Annotated in this window: 19 protein-coding genes and 1 tRNA gene; 14 read left to right on the forward strand and 6 right to left on the reverse strand. The window is 39.6% G+C overall.

The window, feature by feature from the left end; genetic code table 11:
• Positions 1 to 149: 149 nt before the first annotated feature.
• Positions 150 to 2,153: an FAD-dependent oxidoreductase gene (locus tag KQI58_RS04095; RefSeq protein WP_216406709.1), complete on the reverse strand. Its 2,004-nt coding sequence runs from the start codon at positions 2,151 to 2,153 to the stop codon at positions 150 to 152.
• Between the two features lie 164 nt (positions 2,154 to 2,317).
• On the opposite strand from KQI58_RS04095, the gene KQI58_RS04100 reads away from it, so the two are divergent.
• Positions 2,318 to 3,274 (forward strand): helix-turn-helix transcriptional regulator, encoded by a 957-nt coding sequence (locus tag KQI58_RS04100; RefSeq protein ID WP_216406711.1) that lies wholly within the window; start codon positions 2,318 to 2,320, stop codon positions 3,272 to 3,274.
• Positions 3,275 to 3,320: 46 nt separating this feature from the next.
• Here KQI58_RS04100 and gloA read toward each other — a convergent pair whose 3' ends face one another.
• The gene (gene gloA, locus KQI58_RS04105; RefSeq protein ID WP_016182022.1) at positions 3,321 to 3,689 is read right to left on the reverse strand and encodes a lactoylglutathione lyase; all 369 of its coding nucleotides are present in this window, start codon (positions 3,687 to 3,689) and stop codon (positions 3,321 to 3,323) included.
• 137 nt (positions 3,690 to 3,826) lie between these two features.
• On the opposite strand from gloA, the gene KQI58_RS04110 reads away from it, so the two are divergent.
• Entirely contained in the window at positions 3,827 to 4,270 is a 444-nt protein-coding gene (locus KQI58_RS04110; RefSeq protein ID WP_216406713.1) for an NUDIX hydrolase, read from the forward strand.
• A gap of 23 nt (positions 4,271 to 4,293) precedes the next feature.
• Here the strand turns inward: KQI58_RS04110 and KQI58_RS04115 are convergent, their stop codons facing one another.
• Positions 4,294 to 5,643, reverse strand: a complete 1,350-nt coding sequence (locus tag KQI58_RS04115; RefSeq protein WP_216406715.1) for an HD domain-containing protein — start codon at positions 5,641 to 5,643, stop codon at positions 4,294 to 4,296.
• On the reverse strand, positions 5,633 to 6,442 hold the full coding sequence (locus KQI58_RS04120) for a lipoate--protein ligase family protein (RefSeq protein ID WP_216406717.1): 810 nt from the start codon (positions 6,440 to 6,442) through the stop codon (positions 5,633 to 5,635). The genes KQI58_RS04115 and KQI58_RS04120 overlap by 11 nt, the downstream gene beginning before the upstream one ends.
• 238 nt (positions 6,443 to 6,680) lie before the next feature.
• Between KQI58_RS04120 and KQI58_RS04125 the strand changes: the two genes are divergently transcribed.
• From KQI58_RS04125 to KQI58_RS04135, 3 genes are all read left to right on the forward strand, one after another.
• Positions 6,681 to 7,115, forward strand: coding sequence for a DUF1934 domain-containing protein (locus KQI58_RS04125; protein ID WP_216406719.1), 435 nt, complete (start codon positions 6,681 to 6,683; stop codon positions 7,113 to 7,115).
• 73 nt (positions 7,116 to 7,188) lie between these two features.
• On the forward strand, positions 7,189 to 7,797 hold the full coding sequence (gene rpoE, locus KQI58_RS04130) for a DNA-directed RNA polymerase subunit delta (RefSeq protein WP_216406721.1): 609 nt from the start codon (positions 7,189 to 7,191) through the stop codon (positions 7,795 to 7,797).
• Positions 7,798 to 7,919: 122 nt separating this feature from the next.
• Positions 7,920 to 9,179: a cytochrome P450 gene (locus tag KQI58_RS04135; protein ID WP_216406723.1), complete on the forward strand. Its 1,260-nt coding sequence runs from the start codon at positions 7,920 to 7,922 to the stop codon at positions 9,177 to 9,179.
• A 283-nt stretch (positions 9,180 to 9,462) separates the two neighbouring features.
• Here the strand turns inward: KQI58_RS04135 and KQI58_RS04140 are convergent.
• A tRNA-Arg gene (locus KQI58_RS04140) sits at positions 9,463 to 9,534 on the reverse strand.
• Positions 9,535 to 9,586: 52 nt separating this feature from the next.
• Between KQI58_RS04140 and rpoN the strand changes: the two genes are divergently transcribed.
• The 7 genes from rpoN to KQI58_RS04175 all read left to right on the forward strand — a co-directional run bounded on the left by rpoN (position 9,587) and on the right by KQI58_RS04175 (position 17,758).
• Positions 9,587 to 10,888 carry an RNA polymerase factor sigma-54 gene (gene rpoN, locus KQI58_RS04145; protein WP_216406725.1) on the forward strand — a complete coding sequence of 434 codons (1,302 nt, stop codon included), beginning with the start codon at positions 9,587 to 9,589 and terminating at the stop codon, positions 10,886 to 10,888.
• Between the two features lie 176 nt (positions 10,889 to 11,064).
• Complete coding sequence (locus KQI58_RS04150; RefSeq protein WP_216406726.1) at positions 11,065 to 12,108, forward strand: sugar-binding transcriptional regulator; 1,044 nt, start codon at positions 11,065 to 11,067, stop codon at positions 12,106 to 12,108.
• Positions 12,109 to 12,143: 35 nt separating this feature from the next.
• Positions 12,144 to 13,145: a type I glyceraldehyde-3-phosphate dehydrogenase gene (gene gap / locus KQI58_RS04155; RefSeq protein WP_216406728.1), complete on the forward strand. Its 1,002-nt coding sequence runs from the start codon at positions 12,144 to 12,146 to the stop codon at positions 13,143 to 13,145.
• A gap of 150 nt (positions 13,146 to 13,295) precedes the next feature.
• Complete coding sequence (locus KQI58_RS04160) at positions 13,296 to 14,486, forward strand: phosphoglycerate kinase (RefSeq protein ID WP_016179848.1); 1,191 nt, start codon at positions 13,296 to 13,298, stop codon at positions 14,484 to 14,486.
• Between the two features lie 158 nt (positions 14,487 to 14,644).
• Positions 14,645 to 15,400, forward strand: a complete 756-nt coding sequence (gene tpiA, locus KQI58_RS04165; RefSeq protein WP_010744522.1) for a triose-phosphate isomerase — start codon at positions 14,645 to 14,647, stop codon at positions 15,398 to 15,400.
• Positions 15,401 to 15,513: 113 nt separating this feature from the next.
• Positions 15,514 to 16,827 (forward strand): phosphopyruvate hydratase, encoded by a 1,314-nt coding sequence (gene eno, locus KQI58_RS04170; RefSeq protein WP_010744523.1) that lies wholly within the window; start codon positions 15,514 to 15,516, stop codon positions 16,825 to 16,827.
• A 223-nt stretch (positions 16,828 to 17,050) separates the two neighbouring features.
• A complete protein-coding gene (locus tag KQI58_RS04175; RefSeq protein WP_216406730.1) occupies positions 17,051 to 17,758 on the forward strand; it encodes a hypothetical protein in 708 nt (235 codons plus the stop codon).
• Between the two features lie 60 nt (positions 17,759 to 17,818).
• Here KQI58_RS04175 and KQI58_RS04180 read toward each other — a convergent pair whose 3' ends face one another.
• A complete protein-coding gene (locus KQI58_RS04180; protein ID WP_216407057.1) occupies positions 17,819 to 19,435 on the reverse strand; it encodes a SulP family inorganic anion transporter in 1,617 nt (538 codons plus the stop codon).
• Between the two features lie 221 nt (positions 19,436 to 19,656).
• Between KQI58_RS04180 and KQI58_RS04185 the strand changes: the two genes are divergently transcribed.
• Together KQI58_RS04185 and KQI58_RS04190 are read left to right on the forward strand one after the other, a co-directional pair.
• A complete protein-coding gene (locus tag KQI58_RS04185) occupies positions 19,657 to 20,106 on the forward strand; it encodes a YueI family protein (protein WP_216406732.1) in 450 nt (149 codons plus the stop codon).
• Between the two features lie 187 nt (positions 20,107 to 20,293).
• Positions 20,294 to 21,904, forward strand: coding sequence for a CTP synthase (locus KQI58_RS04190; RefSeq protein ID WP_216406734.1), 1,611 nt, complete (start codon positions 20,294 to 20,296; stop codon positions 21,902 to 21,904).
• Positions 21,905 to 21,971: the final 67 nt, after the last annotated feature.

A 21,971-nucleotide genomic window follows, 5' to 3' on the forward strand; every position in this document is an offset into this window, starting at 1 on the left:
GTGATGTTTTGGTCGACTAAATTTTACCAAAAGTGAGTCTCTTTTTGAGTTGAAACGAAGAAAAAGTGTTGGTAGAAAATCGAAGTCGATTTTTCACCAACACAAAATATTATAGAACCGAAATTTCCAGTGAACGACTCTTTTCTTATTTATACGGTACGTGCAACCTCAAAGCCATCCCAAATCGCCGCACGAATATTTCGGACTTTGGCACTGTCGCCAAGGCGATAAACGTATGGTGATTCATAACGTAACTCCTCGAATAATTCACCTTTTGAGCGATAGCCAACAGCGACAATAATATTGTCTGAAGCGATTATCTGTTCTTTTTCGTTTGCTAAAATTGTTAACCCGTCCGTAGTAATTTCTTTCGCTTTAGCATTCGTAATAATCTTAACATTGTGGAATGCTAGTAAATCTCTAAGCATCCATTCATTCATTGGTGGAAGTGGACTGCCAGACCTAAGAATTTCTGGCAATGCCTCAATAATAGTGACTTTTTTACCTTGCAGTGCTAAGTGAAGGGCTAGTTCACTGCCAACAAGACCGCCGCCGATGATTGTGCATTCTTTTCCAAGTGAGACTTGATTTTTTAGTACTTCATCAGCTAAGTTGACAGGGATGTTCTCACTACCTGGGAGATCCAAATGAATTGGCGTGGAACCCTCGGCTACAAAGATGGCATCGGGAGCTAACTCTTGAATTTTTTCTTTTGTCGCAAGCTCATTTAATCGAACGTCGACATTCAATTTCTTCATTTGATGTTGGTACCATTCAACTAAATCTAAGTCATCGTGTTTAAATGCAGGAATGCCGCCAATCATCAATGAACCGCCTACTGTGTCTCGAGCTTCAAAAAGAGTTACTTTGTGTCCGCGAAGTGCACTTACACGGGCAGCCTCCAAACCGGCTGGTCCGCCGCCAACAATTAAAATGTTCTTTTTAATCATTGCTGGTTCAATCCGGACAAAATTCTCTCGCCCACATTGTGGATTTACCGCGCAGGAACCACGGCCGCCTTCTAATAATCGCCCAAAGCAGCCATCATGACAGCCCAAGCATGGCCGAATATCTGCTAAATCGTCAAGCATGACTTTATTGACGTATTCAGGATCAGTTAATAATTGTCGTCCGATTCCGACTGCATCGATTTTGCCATTTTGAAGTGCTTCAACGGCCATCTCTGGATTTTCCATTCGACCTGCGACGATGACAGGTACGTTGGTTACTTTTTTCAATTGTTGTGAAAGTGGCAAATACATTCCTTTTTCAAAATACATAGGTGGGTGTGCCCAATACCACGCATCATAGGTTCCCGCATCTGCATCAAAACCATCATAACCGGCTTCTTGCAAAATTTTGGCAGCTTCCAAAGATTCTGCGACATCGCGTCCTAACTCGGTAAATTCTTCGCCTGGCACGGCACCTTGACGAAGTTGTTTGATATAGCTTTTGATACTAAATCGTAAAATAACTGGGAAATCTTCGCCGCAGCGCTTTTTGATTGCCTGTAGAATTTCAATTGGGAAAGTTAGCCGTCCTCTTAAATCACCACCATATTTATCTTCTCGTTGATTGAATAGGGTCATAGTAAAGCAATCCAACAGATAGCCTTCGTGCATGGCATGAATTTCGACTCCATCGAAACCAACCTTTTGGGCAATGTGAGCTGCTTCGGCAAAACCATCGACGATTGATTCCACTTCTTCGGTTGTCAACGCTCGACATTTGACATCTATCCAACGATTCATGACTTTTGAAGGTGCGACATAGTCTGTATCTTTTAGCGCTGTTGGCAAAGCGCTTCTACCAAGTCCGGCAGTGAGCTGCATAAAAATCTTTGTTCCGTAAGGGTGGACCTTATCTGTGATTTCTTTTCCTATTTTTTCGTAGACACTTTCATTAGTTACAGGGCTGGGGAAGAAGGCATCGTTGTGTTTTTCGATGGCGCTTTCCACCCAGTTTGCACCAGTAATGATCAATCCTACGCCGCCACTAGCGCGTTCTTCAAAATAATCAACAGCGTCCGGCGTATAACTATTCGTTTCGTCAGTTTGAGCGAGAGTTCCCATAGGTGCCATACAGAATTTGTTCTTAATTTCGACATTACCAATGTTAAATGGTTCAAATAACGGTTTGTACTTTCGCTTCATCTTTTCACCCTCCATTAATTGATATGCCTAACCTTATTTGTTACACTAATCACAAAAGATCGTGTTTAATGCTCCTATCTCTATTTTAAGTATTTTCTTTGTCGTTGAATTGAATAATTACGCAGACTATTTGTTGTTTTTACGAATGATTTGGAGGACTCCTTATGGGGAAGTATTTATCTTTAGAATTTACTGATCCGCAGGAATATATTGAAAACTTGGACCATGTGAATTTCAGTTATTCGCTTTCTTCGGATGAGCAGGTCGCCATGCACTATTCTAGAATTCATGTAATTAATGAGATGGTCATCACGTACAGCGATCATGAAGCATCTACGGGTTTCTTTGTTAATGAACACCGCAATCAAAAATATATTGGATTGCGATTTATTCGTTCTGGTCGAGAGTGTCACTCTTATAATGGACAGAGTGTTTTATTGAACAAAGAGGAATGCTTGTTTTTTGATTTATCTGGAAACGGTGGTTATCAGCGATTATCACGTGTTGAGGGAATCAATCTCTTACTTCCCTACAAAATGTTTTCGTTGAAAATTCCAAACATGGCTGATTTTTGTTTTAGGTTAAACTGTCGTCACGGGTTGGGAAAAATAATTTTCGACCACACTTTTTTACTTGAAGAGCAATTGAGCGGGCTTTCTGAGGCTGAGCTTTTAGTGGTGCTAGATAATTATTTTGATCTGCTTTGCCATTGGCTGATCCAATATGAAAATCAGCAGCTTAGTCAGCAAAATATCGTCCAATTTGCTCAAATTCAAGAGTACATTACGCGTCATTTATCTAACGAAACATTGAATTTATCATTGATAGCAACTCATTTTAAGCTTTCGCAGCGAACGATTCAAAAACTGTTTGAGGAGCAAGGCTTGAGCTTCAGTAAATATCTTACGAATGAACGATTGCGTCATGCTGCACATGATCTGCTTCATAGTCAGCTGTCCATTACAGAGGTGGCCTTGAAATGGGCCTTTTGCGACACGTCGTATTTTTGTCGGAAATTCAAATCAAAATTCGGACGTACTCCGTCAATTTATATGAAGGAGTATCAAAATAGTTTATGCGGTGAGAGTGATAAGCGGCTCTCGTGTCCATTAAAACAATAAAAAACTGAGCTAGATTCAAATACATGAATCTAGCTCAGTTGCTTTTTTAACGAATAACTTCAATTTTATAGCCATCTGGATCGGTAATGAAGTAATACGAAGGATCCGTTCCTGGAAGACCTTTCAAATCCGTCACGTTGAAACCTTTATTTTTATGTTCCTCATGAAGCTTTTCTAAATCATCGGAACTAATGGCAATGTGACCATAGCCATCCCCTAAGTCATATGCGGCATGGTCGTAGTTGTAGGTTAATTCCAATTCATACTCATCACCTGGTAAAGTCAAATAGACAAGTGTGAATTTTGAATCTGGAAAATCACGACGACGAGATTCTTCAAATCCGAATGCTTCTTGATAAAATTTGACAGATGCCTCTAAGTCTTTTACTCGAACACAAGTGTGTGCCATTTTCATAAGTAAGTAACCTCCTAATTATTATTAAGTTCATGATACCATAAAACATCCATTTCTCAGCATTTATGCTCAGTGGTTGTTTATGAGTTTTTTTTAATGTAAACTAGCTAGTAAATACGTTACTTAGGAGGACAACAATGATCCCAGTGTTTGGCGAAAAGGAAGCCGAAAAAAAATATCAAGCACGTTATGCAGCTTATGCAATTTTAATGAATGAGGATAAAAAAATTGCGCTCGTTCAAGCTCCTAATGGTGCATACTTTTTACCTGGAGGAGAAATCGAAGGAAATGAAACGAAGGAAGAGACGATTGAGCGTGAGATGCTCGAAGAATTAGGATTTGAGGTCGTTTTGTCGGAATATTTAGGACAAGCGGACGAATATTTCTACTCGCGTCATCGTGGAACCTTCTTTTATAATCCAGGCTATTTTTATTCCACAAAAAGCTGGGAAAAAGTTTCCGAACCGTTAGAAGAGGGGAACAATAGCAGCTGGGAGAAGCCAGCAAAAGCAATCGCATTATTGAAACGCGGCAGTCACAAATGGGCTGTTGAAGAGTGGCTAAAGAAAAAAACTTTCTGATCAATCAAGATCAGAAAGTTTTTTTAGTTAACTAACGCGCCGTTATGAATATGTTTTGTGAAAGCTCGATAATAGTCATCAAAAAGATCCGAGTTTTTACTATCTAGTTGGGTCATTTCTTTTGGATAATAGAAACGAACATCACCTTGACCCTGTCCGGTCAAGGCAGAGACTAATTGACTAGCTTTTGACAACTCGATCATCGAGCCGTCTTTTTGCATCAATTCTATTTGTGTGCGGTGACTGCCTTTTTCTGGATGATACAAATCATAAGGCAAATCATAGCTGGAGTTGATCGCCGTATAATAGCGGGGATTAAACCCAGCCTTTTCAACCAAATCTTTCATTTCGACTAGTAAGGGGTTATCACTGGAATCCACTGTAATTGATTTTAAAGGCTTGCGATTTAAAAAGCGATAGGCTAGATCACTTAGAATTAAATCCTGTTCCTCCATCCATTGTGCGAAATAAGTATTCAGAACTCCATCGTCTAACTTTAGATAGTCCTCCAATGAAAAATCTTCCTTCAAAAATGGAATCAAGAATTGTGAATGAAGTGAAAAAATTTCCGCATCTTCTTGGTACAATTCATGGGCGCGATCCAATAAATGTTCCAACAGAACTTCCATTCCACGAGAAACAGAATGGAAATAAACTTGAACATACATTTGATAACGGCTGACGATATAGTCTTCTACGGCATGCATGCCATTCATTGAAAAGGCAATTCCGCCTTCATAGGGACGAATGACGCGCAAGATTCGGGTTAAATCAAATGTTCCATATTCTGTCCCAGTATAATAGGCATCCCGCAATAAATAATCCATTCGATCGGCATCAATCTGACTAGAGATCATTTGTACAACCTGCGGATTGTCATAAGTCTTGGTGATTACACTGGCAACTTTTTCTGGAAAGCCTTCTTCGACATTATTTAAAATCTGGAAGACTTCAGTTTCTGGCGATGTGATGATCGCTACAGTCAAAGCTTCATGATCGGTGTGGAAAATATGTTCAAACGTGTGGGAATAGGGTCCGTGACCAACATCGTGCAGTAGCGCCGCACATAAAGCAACCAACCGATGGGAATCATCCCATCCATCTTTACCGTATTTTTCTTGAGAGTAATTGCGCTGAAAAATATCGCAGATTCGGCGAGTGATATCGTAAACGCCCAACGAATGTGAAAAACGGCTATGCTCTGCACCATGAAAAGTATAGGAGGTAGTTCCAAGCTGTTTGATCCGTCGCAAACGTTGAACTTCCTTTGAATTGATTAAATCTAAAATTACTTGGTGCTGAACATGAATATAATTATGAACTGGATCGCGAAAAACTTTTTCCAGCGGCAGCATTTGATATTTATAAGTCATTAAGTACCTCCTGAATGAGCGTATTACGTTGTTGCATATTTTGAATGCGGCGTTTATATTCTTCTAACTGATAAAAATTTGATAGAGCGTTTGTTTGATCATGATGAGGCATCACTTTTAGCAACTCTTTTTTTACAGAGTTCACGGATACTTCAAATGACGCGGCGTTATCTAGTGTCGTCATACTATCAGGATTAACGGGTGGGTAGTTTACACCAAATTGTTCTTTGAGTCCGCTTTGATAATAGGAGCGAACGATCTGTCCTCGAAGATTTTGATCGCCATTCACACTAAGATACATCATAATTGCAACACCTTCTTTGACTCGGCGCTGGGCGATTCCAGCAATCTTTTTTCCGTTGACAGAAAGATCATATTTACCTGGACAATAAGAATCAGCGACTTCGCCAATTTCTATTCCTAATTTGCCAAAGCGAGTTTTCTCTAACCAGTCTACCATTGCCTGATAGCCGTCATCAATCGACAAGGCAGTAATTGTGTCCTTAGGAAGAATTAATGAGACATTCAAAATGCCTGTGTCACTAATTACACCCAAACCGCCAGCATTGCGTAAAAGCAAATGGTAGCCTTCTTTATGAACAGCCTTAAGTGCTTCACTAAAATAAGGAACACGGCTATCCTTCATTCCCAAGATCAACGTTTTTGGCAACTGCCAAAAGTGAATGATTGGTTGCTTTTGCTCACCGCTGAATTCCGTTAATACATCGGTCAAAGCAAAGGGATTGAATAAGTCTGTGTATGGGAGCATTCCTTGATCAAATAGCAACGCTTCTTTCATCTAATCTTCCTCTCGTTCCTTGTATTCCTTCCTATTATAAACAAAAATACAGAAAGTAAGTAATTATGTCGCTCAAAAAGCAGAAGTAGTTGACAAAAAAAGTAAAACCGACAAAAATAAGTAGTGGAAGAATATCAACTTTATTTGTGCTTCGTCGGCTTTTTTATGCCACAGCAGTATATGAAAGTGATAGATGTTTAAAAAAAGTGTATGAGACTAAAAAAGGAGTGGAAGCTCTGTGAATATCAATGAAGGTATTCCCGCAAAAATTAAAGTACAAACCAAAGTCACTCAGAATAACGAGACAGAAGACTTTGTATTCGATCTACCTGGTCAAGTTGTTAAGATGGGTGACACGCTTTACATTCGCTACAAGGAGATCCAGCCAGATGGACAAGAAATTCCAGTTACGGTCAAAGTTATGCCGGATTCTCAGGTACAATTAATTCGTTCTGGTGAAACTCGAATGCGCATGCGTTTTGCTTATCGCGAAAAAATGGAGACCAGTTATAAAACACCATTTGGTATGTTCATGATCACAACTTACGCAAAAAAAATGCATGTGAGTTTAAAAGACCGGCCATTTTCAGGAATCATTACGATCGATTATTCTCTTTTAATGAAAGAAGAAAAAGTCGGTGATTATCAGATGGTTTTAGAATTTACCACCTGAGCATAAGAAAGGTTTGCTTTTTACCTTTGGTTTTTGTATGATAAGGAGTAGACTTTGAAAGGACGTGTCATACTTGGAACTTAGTGTTTTTGATGGTTTGAACAAAGATGAATTATCAATGATTGAAGTGGCACACGCAATTCTGGAAGAACGCGCAGATGTAATGGATTTTTCGGATCTAGTAAATCAAATCCAAAACTATCTTGGCAAGTCAGACAGTGAGATTCGTGATGCATTAGCACAATTTTATACCGATTTGAATATTGATGGGAGTTTTATTTCTCTAGGAGATAATCGTTGGGGATTACGTTCATGGTACGCGATTGATTCAATTGATGAAGAAGTGAATCATGGCTTAGAAGATGAAGAAGAGGACGCTCCTCGTCGTAAGAAACGTAAAAAAGTCAATGCCTTTATCAATGATGATGAAGATGCGATTGACTACAATGATGACGATCCAGAAGATACGGATCTGTTAGTAGACGATGAAGAAGATGAAATCGACGACGATGATGACGATGATGATGACGAAATCGCAGCATACAACTCCGATTTACAAGAAATTGGAGCGGATGCAAGCGAAGACGACGAAGAAGTCGTTCCAGGCGGAATCGAAGATGATCTAAGCGTGATCGATGATGACGACGATGAATTTGATGATGATGAAGAAGATGAAGAATAGATCATAGCGATCTATTCTTTTTTTTATTCATTTTTTTAGCGTTCACAAGCGCTTCCTTTGATTCTTGTCTATGAAACGCGATAGTATAAAATTAGAAAAAGAAGAACAGGAAGTGGTTTGCTATGGAAAAAGTACCGGAAATTAAAATCAAGCTAACAGATGTGACCGATCGTTTAGACGAAGGCTATTTACTGCTTTCGGAATTACGCAAGGAGGCAAATGCTCCAGTTGTCAAAGCACGTCTTCTAAACAAAGAAGTGATTGCGATTTATGGAAAAGAAGCGGCTAAGAAGTTCTATGATCCGCAAAATTTCAAACGAGAAGGTGCAATGCCGAAAATTGTTTTGAAGACATTGTTTGGAGAAAACGGCGTGCAAACATTAGATGGTCAAGCGCATGAGCACAGAAAAACCATTTTTATGGATTTGATGACTCCAAAACGGATGGAGGAATATCATCGTATTCTTGACAAAAATTTGACACAGAAATTAGATCAACAGCAAGGGGAGTTTGAATTATTCGACTTGGCTAAAGATGTTCTGTTCCGTTCGATTTGTGAGTGGGCAGGCATTGATTTATCTCAATTTTCTAAGAAAGAAGTAGATCAATTAGCTGAATATCAGATCTCGATGATTAGCTCTGCTGTAACAAACCCTGCGACCCACATCAAAGGAATCGACAATCGTAAAAAATCTGAAAAATGGGCACAATCATTAATCGAAAATGCGCGAACCAATCCGGTGGCAGGAAAAGACGATGTGGCTCTTTATGCTTTCGCAAAAGCGACAGATGATCATGGTGAATTATTGCCAATCGACGTCGCGGCTGTTGAATTATTAAATGTGATTCGGCCGACTGTGGCCTTGACTGTTTGGATTGCTTTGATGGGACATGCTTTATTTAGTCGTCCAGATATTTACCAACGTCTCCATACAGAATTTGACCAATTACAGGATTCGTTTATTCAGGAATTGCGCCGATATTATCCCTTCTTTCCAATGCTACCAGCCTTCGCAAAACAAGATGTAGAAGTTGATGGATACTTAATTCCAAAAGATAGTTGGGTTGTTCTTGATCTTTATGGAACAAACCATGATGATCGAATGATTGAAACGCCTGAGGTCTTTCGAATTTCTCGTTACCTAGGAAAAGAAAAGCATATTTCTTATGATGAAGAATACGAGATGATTGCTCAAGGCGGAGGGAAATTTGAAGCAATGCATCGTTGTGCTGGAGAATGGATTACTTTGCATACGTTAAGGGTCTTTTCTGATCAGCTTGTTAATAAATATCAGTTCTCGATACCAGAGCAGGACTGGAGCATTCCGATGAATCAATTTCCAACTTATCCGAAAAGTAAAGCATTGCTGATCAAGAAATAAACAAATGAAACCTCTCTAGGTAGGCTGAGCAGCCTATCCAGAGAGGTTATTTTTATCTTTATAGAAGATTAATTTCAGCAATTGAAGATTTCGTACTTGTTTTAACCGTGTAAACAATCATTGATAATTATTGCTATTACAGGGTTTGTGCGTTAAAAGGGAGTTGAAATAGATAAAATTGATAAGTAACCCTTAAAAAAGTATAATGGAACCTATGGAGATAGACTAAATGTATCGGTAAAAGAAAAGACACTCCTCAAAAATGAGAAGTGTCGTAAAAGTATGCGCCCTGAGGGAATCGAACCCCCGTCTCAAGAACCGGAATCTTACGTGATATCCACTACACTAAGGGCGCAAGCACGATTATTAGTTTAGCATATTATTTTAAAAAAACAAGGGGAAAGTATATGAAGTTTCAACAAGGTTATTCGCAAAAGCAGCAGCAAACCCAAAAATTGGCGATGACACAGGAGCTGCAGCAGGCGATTCAAATATTACAATTTAACACTGAGGAGTTGCAAGACTACGTTGAAACAGTTTCTTTAGAGAATCCATTGTTTGATGTAGTTGCTCCAAAAATTCAAAGTGATTTGATGCAAATGCACAGCGGTGCGGTTAAGGAGGAATCCTTTATTCAAATTGCCGATCACCCTGTTTCGTTATTTGAACATCTAATCAATCAGATACATTTAAATTATCGAGATACTTTTATTCGTGAAATCATGCTGGTCTTGGTAGAGTATATCGATGTTAATGGATATTTGAGGGTTGATGAAGAAGAAATAAAGGAGGAGTTAAATGCGACAGATATTCAGTATCTGGACGCTTTAACACTTTTACAGCAATTAGATCCGCCGGGTGTTGGTGCAAGAAATTTACAGGAATGCTTGATGCTTCAGACTGAGCAGGATGATTATGCGCCAGAACTAGCTTATCTATTATTAGAAGAATCATTTGATGCGATTGCAAAGAGGAAATTCGAGCAGATTGCTAAAGAATACCAAATCAGCTTACCGCAGGTTCAACAAATTTTAGATTATATCCGAACGTTAAATCCATTCCCAGGAGCAAGCTTTGGCGGGCAGGATTCGAACTTTATTATTCCGGATCTTACATTAGTAAGAAGGGACGGACAATTAGTTGTGCTATCAAATAAGCGGGGGCAACTAAGACTGAATTTTCAGGAAAATTATTTTAATCGTTTGAAACAGCAAGCCGACGAAGAAACCAAAGTCTACTTGAAAGAAAAACTACAACAATTTGAATGGTTGAACAAAACGCTTGGTCAACGAAAAGATACGATTTTAGAAGTTGGGAAAATCATTGTTCAGCATCAGGCGGCTTTCTTTGAAGAAAAGCAGGGAGCCTTAAAGCCATTGATGCTTAAAGATGTAGCGAAGCAATTGGAAGTTCATGAATCAACGATTAGTCGTGCCGTCAACGGAAAATATATTGAGACTGATTTTGGTGTTTTCGAATTGCGCAGCTTTTTTGTTAATAAAGTTAATGATGAGGATACCTCTGCAGATGAGGTCAAACAATTAATTGCATCATTCGTTGAAAAAGAAGATAAGCGCAAACCGTTATCCGATCAAAAAATTGTAGAATTACTCGCAGAAAAAGAGCAAAAAATTTCTCGAAGGACGGTCGCAAAGTATCGTGATGCGCTAAATATTCCCAGCTCCTCGAAAAGAAAACGTTTTGATTGAGCCAAGTAAAAAAACTTGGCTTTTTCCTTGCGTATAAGGCACAAAACTGTTACACTTTGTCATGTAAGAAATCAGCAAATTTCAAACGAGTAATTTGACTTTCTTGCATTTTTTTTAAAATTCATGGGTCGCTAAAAGTCTATGAGGGACTACTTAAGTCCAACGGAGGAATTCCTTTGTTAAGTGAATTAAGAGTACTTGAAGCAATCGCCCCTGATGTGCTAGAGGTTGTAAAGAAAAGATATCGCATTATGCAGAATATTTTTTGGATGCAGCCGATCGGTCGAAGAAACTTAGCTGATTCATTAGGTCTTACCGAGCGGGTATTGCGTGGTGAGACGGATTATCTTAGAGATCAGCGTTTGATTGATGCAACGAAGAGCGGCATGTTATTAACTGAGAAGGGCGAAGGACTGTTACAGCATTTAGAACTATTGATGGAACAGTTTACTGGCATGGATCAGTTAGAAAAACAACTTGCTTCACTTTTTAAGATCGAACGATGCTTGATCGTTTCTGGTAACAGTGATGAGCAGGGAAAGGTAATCGGTGAATTTGGTGAGTTAGTTGATGAGGCTTTGCAGCGTCAATTGCCAGAAGGCCGAAATATTATTGCAGTGATGGGCGGTACAACGATGGCCGAAGTTGCCAGACATGTCAGTCCATTAGAAACAGCAAAACGACATAATCTTTTCGTTCCAGCTAGAGGCGGTATCGGCGAAGCCGTATCGATTCAAGCTAACTCAGTCAGTGCCTTGATGGCAGCCAATGCTCATGGTGAGCATCGTGCCTTATATGTCCCAGAGCAATTAAGCGAAGAGGCGTATCACACTCTGCTGAAGGAACCTTCCATCAGAAATGTCTTGGCGATGATTAAAGAAGCCAATTGTGTAGTTCACAGTATTGGTCGAGCATTGCACATGGCAGCCAGACGAAAAATGACAGAAGATGAGATTGTTCGTCTAAAACAAAAAAATGCCGTTGCAGAATCTTTTGGGTACTTTTTTGACGAGAACGGAGAGATCGTTCATAAGGTGCCGCGTATCGGATTATCCTTAGAGGATATTCAAAAGATGCCGACGATTCTTGCAGTCGCTGGTGGTAAAAGCAAAGTTAAAGCCATTACAGCGTATATGAAAAATGCTCCACAACAAACGTGGCTCATCACCGATGAAGCTGCGGCAAACGAGATTTTAAAAGGGACATCCCCTTTAAAATAAATATATTTTTTGATTCCATAAGGAGGAAATCTTAAATGACAGTAAAAGTTGGAATTAACGGATTTGGACGTATCGGACGCTTAGCATTCCGCCGTATCCAAGATGTAGAAGGATTGGAAGTTGTAGCTATCAACGACTTAACAGACGCTAAAATGTTGGCTCACTTGTTAAAATATGATACAACTCAAGGTCGCTTTAACGGAACTGTTGAAGTTCACGAAGGTTCATTCAACGTGAACGGCAAAGAAGTTAAAGTTCTTGCTAACCGCAACCCTGAAGAATTACCTTGGGGAGAACTAGGAGTAGATATCGTATTAGAATGTACTGGATTCTTCACTTCAAAATCTGCTGCTGAAAAACATTTAACAGCTGGTGCTAAACGTGTTGTTATCTCAGCTCCTGGTGGTAACGATGTTCCAACAATCGTTTACAACACTAACCACGAAACTTTAACTGGTGACGAAACAGTTATCTCTGGTGCTTCATGTACTACTAACTGTTTAGCTCCTATGGCTAAAACTTTAAATGACGAATTTGGCGTTGTTGAAGGTTTAATGACAACTATCCATGCTTACACAGGTGACCAAATGACTCTTGATGGACCTCACCCTAAAGGCGACTTCCGTCGTGCGCGTGCTGCTGCAGCAAACATCGTGCCTAACTCAACTGGTGCTGCTAAAGCTATCGGTTTAGTTATTCCTGACTTGAACGGTAAATTAGACGGAGCTGCTCAACGTGTTCCTGTTGCAACTGGTTCATTAACTGAATTAGTTACTGTTCTTAACAAAAAAGTGACTGTTGATGAAGTAAATGCAGCAATGAAAGCAGCATCTAACGAATCATTCGGTTACAACACTGACGAAATCGTTTCTTCAGATATCGTAGGTATGACTTTCGGTTCATTATTTGATGAAACTCAAACTAAAGTTATGACAGTTGGCGACCAACAATTAGTTAAAACTGTTGCTTGGTATGACAACGAAATGTCATACACTGCTCAATTAGTTCGTACTTTAGAATACTTCGCTAAACTTTAAGATTTAGTTTAAACGAAAATGACATTGTCTGAACAAGGCGGGGAAGCAACGCGCTTCTCCGTTTTTTTCGTAAGTTTATCATTGGCTCTTTTGTCAAAAAGAGTTGTATAATAATAAAGATTTAAAAAAATTATTTGGAGGTTTTCTTTCATGGCAAAAATGACAGTTAAAGATCTTGACTTGAAAGACAAGAAAGTTTTAGTTCGTGTGGACTTTAACGTTCCTGTTAAGGATGGCGTGATTACTGATGACACTCGTATCAAAGCGGCGTTACCAACAATCAACTACATTTTAGAACAAGGCGGCAAAGCAATATTGTTCTCTCACCTAGGTCGTGTGAAAACAGAAGAAGATAAAGCTGGCAAATCATTAAAACCAGTTGCTGAACGTTTAAGCGAATTATTGGGTAAAAATGTAACGTTTGTACCTGAAACTCGTGGCTCTGAATTGGAATCAGCAATCGCAGACATGAAAGACGGCGACGTGGTTGTCTTTGAAAACACTCGTTTTGAAGATATCGACGGTAAAAAAGAAAGCGGAAATGACGCTGAATTGGGTAAATACTGGGCTTCATTAGGCGATGTATTCGTTAATGACGCATTTGGTACGGCTCATCGTGCGCACGCTTCAAACGTAGGTATCGCTTCTACTGGAATTCCAACTGTTGCTGGATTCTTAATGGAAAAAGAAATTAAATTCATCGGCGAAGCTGTGGAAGAACCTAAACGTCCGATGGTTGCGATCCTAGGTGGCGCGAAAGTTTCTGACAAAATCGGCGTAATCAAAAACTTGATTCCTAAAGCTGACAAAATCTTAATCGGCGGCGGAATGACTTATACCTTCTACAAAGCTAAAGGCATGGAAATCGGTAACTCATTAGTTGAAGCTGATAAAGTGGATTTGGCGAAAGAATTGATCGAAGCAGCTGGCGACAAATTAGTTTTACCAGTTGATTCAATCACAGCGGCTGAATTTTCAAACGACGTTCCAACGGAAGAACATACTGGTGATGTTCCTGCTGGACAAATGGGTCTTGACATTGGACCAGAATCAATCGCTTTATTCGCCCAAACATTAGAAGGCGCGAAAACAGTTGTTTGGAACGGACCTATGGGTGTGTTCGAAATGAGCAACTTCGCTCGCGGAACAATCGGTGTTTGTGAAGCAATCGCTAACTTGAAAGATGCTACAACAATCATCGGTGGTGGGGACTCTGCAGCTGCAGCTGAACAACTTGGCTTTGCTGACAAATTCACTCACATCTCAACTGGTGGCGGTGCAAGTCTTGAATTACTAGAAGGTAAAGAATTACCAGGTCTTGCAGCAATCAACGACAAATAATCAGAAAAGTATTTCGAGCTCGTTCAGCTCTCAAGCAGTAAGTCTAAAATTTTGATAAATTGCTTCTCAAATTTCTCAAAATTTTCGCTCATTGTTGAAGAGAGCTAGAGCTAGCTCGTAATATTAGACAATAAAAATTCAAAAAGGAGTTTTTTTAAATGCGTAAACCAATTATCGCTGGTAACTGGAAAATGAATTTAACTGCATCAGAAGCAAAAGATTTTGCTGAAGCAGTAAAAAACAACATTCCTGCTAATGATAAAGTAGATTCAGTGATTGGATCACCAGCTTTATTCTTACAAGAATTAGTTGAAGCAGCTAAAGGCACTGACTTAAAAATCTCTGCTCAAAACTGCTACTGGGAAAATGCTGGAGCATTCACTGGTGAAACTTCACCTGCCGCTTTAGCTGATCTTGGTGTGGATTATGTCATCATCGGCCATTCAGAACGTCGTGAATACTTCCATGAAACAGACGAAGAAATCAACAAAAAAGCCAAAGCAATCTTTGCTAACGGCATGTTGCCAATCCTTTGCTGCGGTGAGTCTTTAGAAACATATGAAGCTGGCAAAACAGCTGAATGGATCGAAGGACAAATCAAAGCTGGTTTAGCTGACCTTTCTGCTGAACAAGTTTCAAGCATGGTTATTGCATACGAACCAATCTGGGCAATCGGTACTGGTAAATCTGCTGATGCACAAATCGCTGATGAAATTTGCGGCGTTGTTCGTTCAACAGTTGAAGGTATTTATGGTAAAGAAGTTTCTGAAGCTGTTCGTATCCAATACGGCGGTTCTGTAAAACCAGAAAACATCGCTGAATACATGGCAAAAGAAAACGTTGACGGTGCTTTAGTCGGCGGAGCTAGCTTGAAAGCTGACTCATTCTTAGCTTTATTAGAAGGCGCAAAATAATTTTTTATAGAAAATTGCGGCTTTTGTTTGCAACTGCCGGCGATTTTCACTAATATTGGTTATAAGGGTTTTTAACCCTTTAATAAAAACAAATTTTAAAGGAGAGACAAAACATGTCAATTATCTCAGACGTTTACGCACGCGAAGTCCTAGACTCACGTGGTAACCCAACAATCGAAGTAGAAGTTTATACAGAAGACGGCGCATTCGGCCGCGGTATGGTTCCTTCAGGTGCTTCAACTGGTGAATACGAAGCCGTTGAATTACGTGATGGCGACAAAGCTCGTTACGGCGGTAAAGGTGTTACTAAAGCAGTTGATAATGTAAACAACATTATCGCTGAAGCAATCATCGGCTACGACGTACGTGACCAAGCTGCTATTGATGCTGCTATGATCGAATTAGATGGCACTCCTAACAAAGGTAAATTAGGTGCCAACGCTATTCTTGGTGTTTCTATCGCCGTTGCTCGTGCAGCTGCTGACTTCTTAGAAATCCCATTGTACAACTACCTTGGCGGATTCAATACAAAAGTTTTGCCTACTCCTATGATGAATATCATCAACGGTGGATCACATGCTGATAACTCTATCGACTTCCAAGAATTTATGATCATGCCTGTTGGCGCTCCTACATTCAAAGAAGCTTTACGTTATGGTGCAGAAGTATTCCACGCTTTGGCTTCAATCTTAAAAGCTAAAGGTCTTGCTACTTCAGTTGGTGACGAAGGCGGATTCGCTCCTAACCTTGGTTCTAACGAAGAAGGTTTCGAAGTAATTATCGAAGCTATTGAAAAAGCTGGCTATGTACCTGGTAAAGACATCGTTCTTGCTATGGATGCTGCTTCTTCAGAATTCTACGATAAAGAAAAAGGTGTTTACGTTTTAGCTGATTCAGGCGAAGGCGAAAAAACAACTGAAGAAATGATCGCATTCTACGAAGAATTAGTTGCTAAATACCCAATCATCTCAATCGAAGACGGCTTAGACGAAAACGACTGGGAAGGTACTAAGAAATTAACTGAAGCTTTAGGCGATAAAGTTCAATTAGTTGGTGACGACTTGTTCGTTACAAACACTGAAAAATTAGCGAAAGCTATTGATTTAGGTGTTGCTAACTCTATCCTTATCAAAGTTAACCAAATCGGTACGTTAACAGAAACATTCAATGCTATCGAAATGGCTAAAGAAGCTGGCTACACTGCAGTTGTATCTCACCGTTCTGGTGAAACAGAAGATTCTACAATCTCTGATATCGCTGTTGCAACAAACGCTGGCCAAATCAAAACTGGTTCTCTTTCACGTACTGACCGTATTGCTAAATACAATCAATTATTACGTATCGAAGACCAATTGGGTGATGTTGCAGAATACAAAGGAATCAAATCTTTCTACAACTTAAAAAACAACCCATTCATCGGTAAATAATTAAGATAGTTTTTCTGTCTATTATGTTTTATTTGATGATACTAAAAAATCCTCTTGTCTAATTTTAGACAGGAGGATTTTTCGTTTATTCTAACTAGAACTTTCTAGAACTTTTTCTCAACTAATAAATCTTCTAAGAGATAAGTTTTTTCATCTAGACAATGGTTCTATTGATATGTTTATAATGAAAAGAGCAGCGCTATTTTAAAAATCGGAGGAAATTATGAAAAAGATTGTTAGTTTTGCAGTTCTAACTGCAAGTGTTTTTCTGTTAGTTGGTTGTAGTACTGAAAAAGAACAAAAGCGAGAGGCGAGTATTTCACAATCTTCCTCTGAAAAAGAGAAGAAGCTTGAGATTATTTGCTTTAAGACTTTTGAAACGGATGAACTAGGTAAAGCGATCATTACCGGAACAACAGAGCCAGATGCGGTGGTTTCCATCGAAAATCAAAAGGAATCTGCTGATGAGCACGGACTATTTCGTTTGGAATATCAATTAGATGAGCCAAAGGTTAAAGAGCTGACTTTGACTTCTAAGAAAAACAGTGAACAGGTTGAAAAGAAAATCAACATTGAGCCATCTGTTAGTTTTCAGCGATCTAAAGAAGAGACTTCAAAAACAGAACCTGTCGCAGAGCCGCAGGCAACAACAGAAGCTACGCAATCCTCGACCCAAACAACACCATCTAGTTCTGAGGAAGCTCAGAAAAATGATCAGGTTGGGCAAGTGCTGGTTAGCCCGAATGGGGAAGCGGTGACGGTTCTTCGCGTTTTGCCAAATGGCGAACGAGTGATTAGCGAACAAACCTCTCAGGCTGATCTGAATAATGATGGCATTCTTACCTATGAAGAATTAGTTCAGGCCGAAAACGATTTAAACAAACAGACGGAAGAAATAAGACGCAGACAATTGGAAGAACAAAATCAGTAGTGCATTTAAAGCAAATAGAGAGTTCAGTGTTTTTGAATACACTGAACTCTCTATTACTTTTTAATACTCTTGATGCAATGCATGAAGTGCATGTGCGACAGTAGGGTGCTGAATGGGACAATTGGTTTGTTTCGCCCATAGCTGCTGAAACTGTTTTTCTACTTCAGGCTGCATAGAAGTAAAGACCAGTTGTTGCTTTTTCAATCTTGCCACGGAAAAATAATCAGCAAATGTGTCAAGCGCTGTTACATCAATATTTGGTACCCCGCGAAGGGAAAAGATGATTCCTTCTTTATCCACTACTTGATCCAATTCTCTTTTTAACTGATTGGCAGACATGAAGAACAAAGGGCCAGTGATGTAGATGACTGCCCAATCAGAGCTTACATCAGAATGAGGTAACGCCATTCTTTGCCAATCAATTTCTTCGGTGACGATAGAAATTCGGGCACTTTTTGCAATAAAGAAAATGCATCCGCAAATAACACCGATGACAATCGCGATGCTCAAATCAAAGATAATCGTGCAAAGCATTGTTACAAAAAACAAAAGGATGGCTGTTCGATTTTTTTGCTGAATCATCGTTTTTATCGTCGTCCATTCATGCATTCGCCAGCTGGTTATCAGTAGAACACTGGCAAGAGCTGCCATAGGAATTTGGGACATGATCGGAGCAAAAATGATCATAGAAAGAAATAGAAAAAGTGCATGGAAAATTCCTGCCAAACGTGTCTGAGCACCTGATTTTATAGCGACACTTGTTCTAGCAATTGCCGCTGTTGCCGGTATACCACCGAAAAAAGGTAAAATCATATTGCCGATTCCTTGAGCAATTAGTTCTTGGTTACTATCAAGGTCTTTGCCTGTCATGCGTCCAGCAGAAGCGCCGCAAAGCAAGCTTTCGATCATCCCCAGCATCGCGATACTGACGGCAGGGAAGAATAATTGTTTGATCAGAGAGAAGTTAAGCGTTGCTATATGGAGCCGTTCTCCTGTTAATAAGGATGTCGGGATTTTCCCAACCTTTGCAACAGGAAGATGGAAAAGAATAGAAGCAAATGTGGCTAGAATAATTGCAACGAGTGATGCGGGTAAAAATTGGCTCCACTTCTTTGGATAAAAAACTAAGAACAACAAAACAATAATACCCAATAAAAGAGTCGGTAAATCCGGCGTAAAATTAAAGCGATAACTCATTAATTTTGCTAAAGCACTCTCTCCAATGGAGGTTGTACCGAAAAAGTTATCAATTTGTCCTAGAGCGATAATGATAGCAATTCCTGAAGTAAAACCTGTGATAACAGGTGAAGGAATGAAGGAAGTGAGACTTCCGAGTTTGAATAAACCTGCAAGCAATAAGATAGCGCCCGCAATAAAGGTAGCAGCTAAAACCCCAGCCAAACCTTGTGTGGCAATAATTCCCATTAGAATGGCGGCCATTGCACCTGTTGGTCCAGAAATTTGGTAAAAGCCGCCGGAAAGACTGCTGATCACAATTCCTGCGATAATGGCTGTGATCATCCCGGCTGCCGCGTCGGCTCCGCTAGAAACCCCAAAGGCCAACGCAAGAGGCAAGGCCACAGCCGCAACGGTCAATCCCGCTAATAGATCTTTTTGAAGCTTCGCCTTAGAATAATGTCGAAACTCCTGTTGTAATAAATTTTTATAACGCTTAATCTTAAAACACTCCTTTTTAAAAATACGATAAAAGCCCGTTAATCAACGGGCTTTAGTAAAGATTTAAACACCTCTTTTACTATAAAATAGTAGAAATAAAAGCACAATGGTTTTTTTATCATTTTTAAAGCAGATAGTGCTTTTTTGCAGAGATTCAGCATTTTTCATGGTACTTTGATATACTAGATTCAAAAAGAGATATCTATGAGGAAGTGAGAAAGATGGCAAAAGATGAATTACAACAATATTTAGACAAAGGTCGTTTTGGAGCGGCACGCGTCAATCCTGATGAACAAAGAAAATATTTAGGGACTTTTCGTGAACGATGTTTTGCAAGTATGACGATAAAAGAGATGAGAAATCAACAGGATCGCGAACACCTGATTTCGGAAATCCAAAAGTATCCTGAAGGGAAACTGTTGATAAATGGGGCGGTTGATGGGAATTTGCAGAATGCGTTTATCGCGCTAGCTTCTAAAAATTCTGTTGACTTCACGATCGTTAATGATGCCACTGTTGACTCAGAAGATAGTATTGGCGTATTATTAGTGACCGATCATGCGGTGAATCAAGAAATTATCGACATCGAAGAAAAATATTCGTCTCAAAATGACGATGAAACGGTTGAATCAAAGCCAAAGAAGAGCTTTTTCGGAAGATTGTTTGATTAAAGAACTGTAAGCAACGAATAATTACAGTTGACATTTTCTCAAAGTGTCGCTATTATATTGCTTGGGCACCCTTTTAGAAGGGTCAAGTGTTTAGTAAATTCAAAGCTCCCTATTCGATTGGATAGGGAGCTTTCTTTGTTTTTTCTAGACGTTTCCTGCAAATTAGTATGAAGGAGTTTTTTCATTTATGACAAAGTATATTTTTGTAACTGGCGGCGTAGTTTCATCAATAGGCAAAGGGATCGTAGCAGCATCTTTAGGTCGTTTGCTTAAAAATCGAGGATTGAAAGTGACCATTCAAAAATTCGATCCATATATCAATGTCGATCCGGGTACGATGAGTCCTTACCAACACGGAGAAGTTTTTGTAACAGATGATGGTGCTGAAACGGACTTAGACTTAGGTCACTATGAACGTTTTATCGACATCAACTTAAATCAATACTCCAACGTAACGACAGGAAAAATCTATTCAGAGGTTATTCGCAAAGAACGTAAAGGTGAATATTTAGGCGCAACCGTCCAAGTAATTCCGCATATCACCAATGAAATCAAGTCAAAAATTATGCGTGCGGCGAAGATGACAGACTCAGACGTGATCATCACAGAAGTCGGCGGAACGGTTGGAGATATCGAGTCCTTGCCATTCTTAGAAGCGTTGCGCCAAATGAAAGCAGAAGTTGGCGCGGATAATGTAATGTATATCCATACTACATTGATCCCTTACTTAAAAGCAGCGGGTGAAATGAAAACCAAACCGACACAACACAGCGTAAAAGAGTTGCGTGGTTTGGGAATCCAACCAAATATTTTAGTTGTCCGTACAGAATCACCGGTTTCTCAAAGTACCAAGAATAAATTGGCTCAATTCTGTGATGTAGCGCCAGAAGCAGTGATTGAATCTCGCGATGTTGAAACTCTTTATTCTATTCCTTTAGCGTTACAAGCACAAGGAATGGATCAAATCGTTTGTGATCATTTAAAAATCGATGCACCTGTAGCTGATATGACGGAATGGCGTGCATTGGAAGAAAAAGTTCTGAACCTTAAGAAGAAGGTCAAAATTGCTTTAGTTGGGAAATATGTGGAACTGCCAGATGCTTACATTTCTGTAGTTGAAGCATTAAAACATTCTGGTTTTGCTTATGAGTCAGATATCGAAGTGGAATGGATTCAATCTCAAGATGTTACACGAGAAAATGTTGCAGAAGTGCTAGGCGATGCGGATGGTATCTTGGTTCCTGGCGGATTTGGCGATCGTGGGATCGAAGGGAAAATCGAAGCGATTCGTTATGCTCGTGAAAATGATGTGCCATTCTTAGGAATTTGTCTAGGGATGCAAATGGCATGTGTAGAATTTGCCCGCAATGTGGCTGGCTTGGAGCAAGCAGATTCAGCAGAAACAGTGCCAGACACACCAAACAATATTATCGATTTGATGGCGGATCAAGAAAACGTTGAAAACTTAGGTGGAACGTTACGTCTTGGTTTGTATCCATGTAAATTGAAAAAAGGCAGCAAAACTGCTGCTGCGTATGGAAACGAAGAGGTGATTCAAGAACGTCACCGTCATCGTTATGAATTCAACAACCAATACCGCCAATTATTTGAAGATAAGGGACTCGTTTTCTCAGGTGTTTCTCCTGACAATCGTCTGGTTGAAATTGTTGAAATTCCAGAAAACAAATTCTTCGTGGGTTGTCAATTCCATCCAGAATTGATCTCACGCCCTAATCGTCCTCAACCATTGATCAAAGCCTTTGTAGGTGCGTCACTGGAAAGTAAAGAAGCAAAATAGTAATTTTGACTGAAAGGCATAGACGCCTTTCAGTTTTTTGTATTAAAAAAGCAAAAAAGTTGAAATG

The sequence above is a fragment of the Enterococcus raffinosus genome (assembly GCF_018917525.1).
In the GTDB taxonomy this organism is placed as follows: domain Bacteria; phylum Bacillota; class Bacilli; order Lactobacillales; family Enterococcaceae; genus Enterococcus_A; species Enterococcus_A raffinosus_A.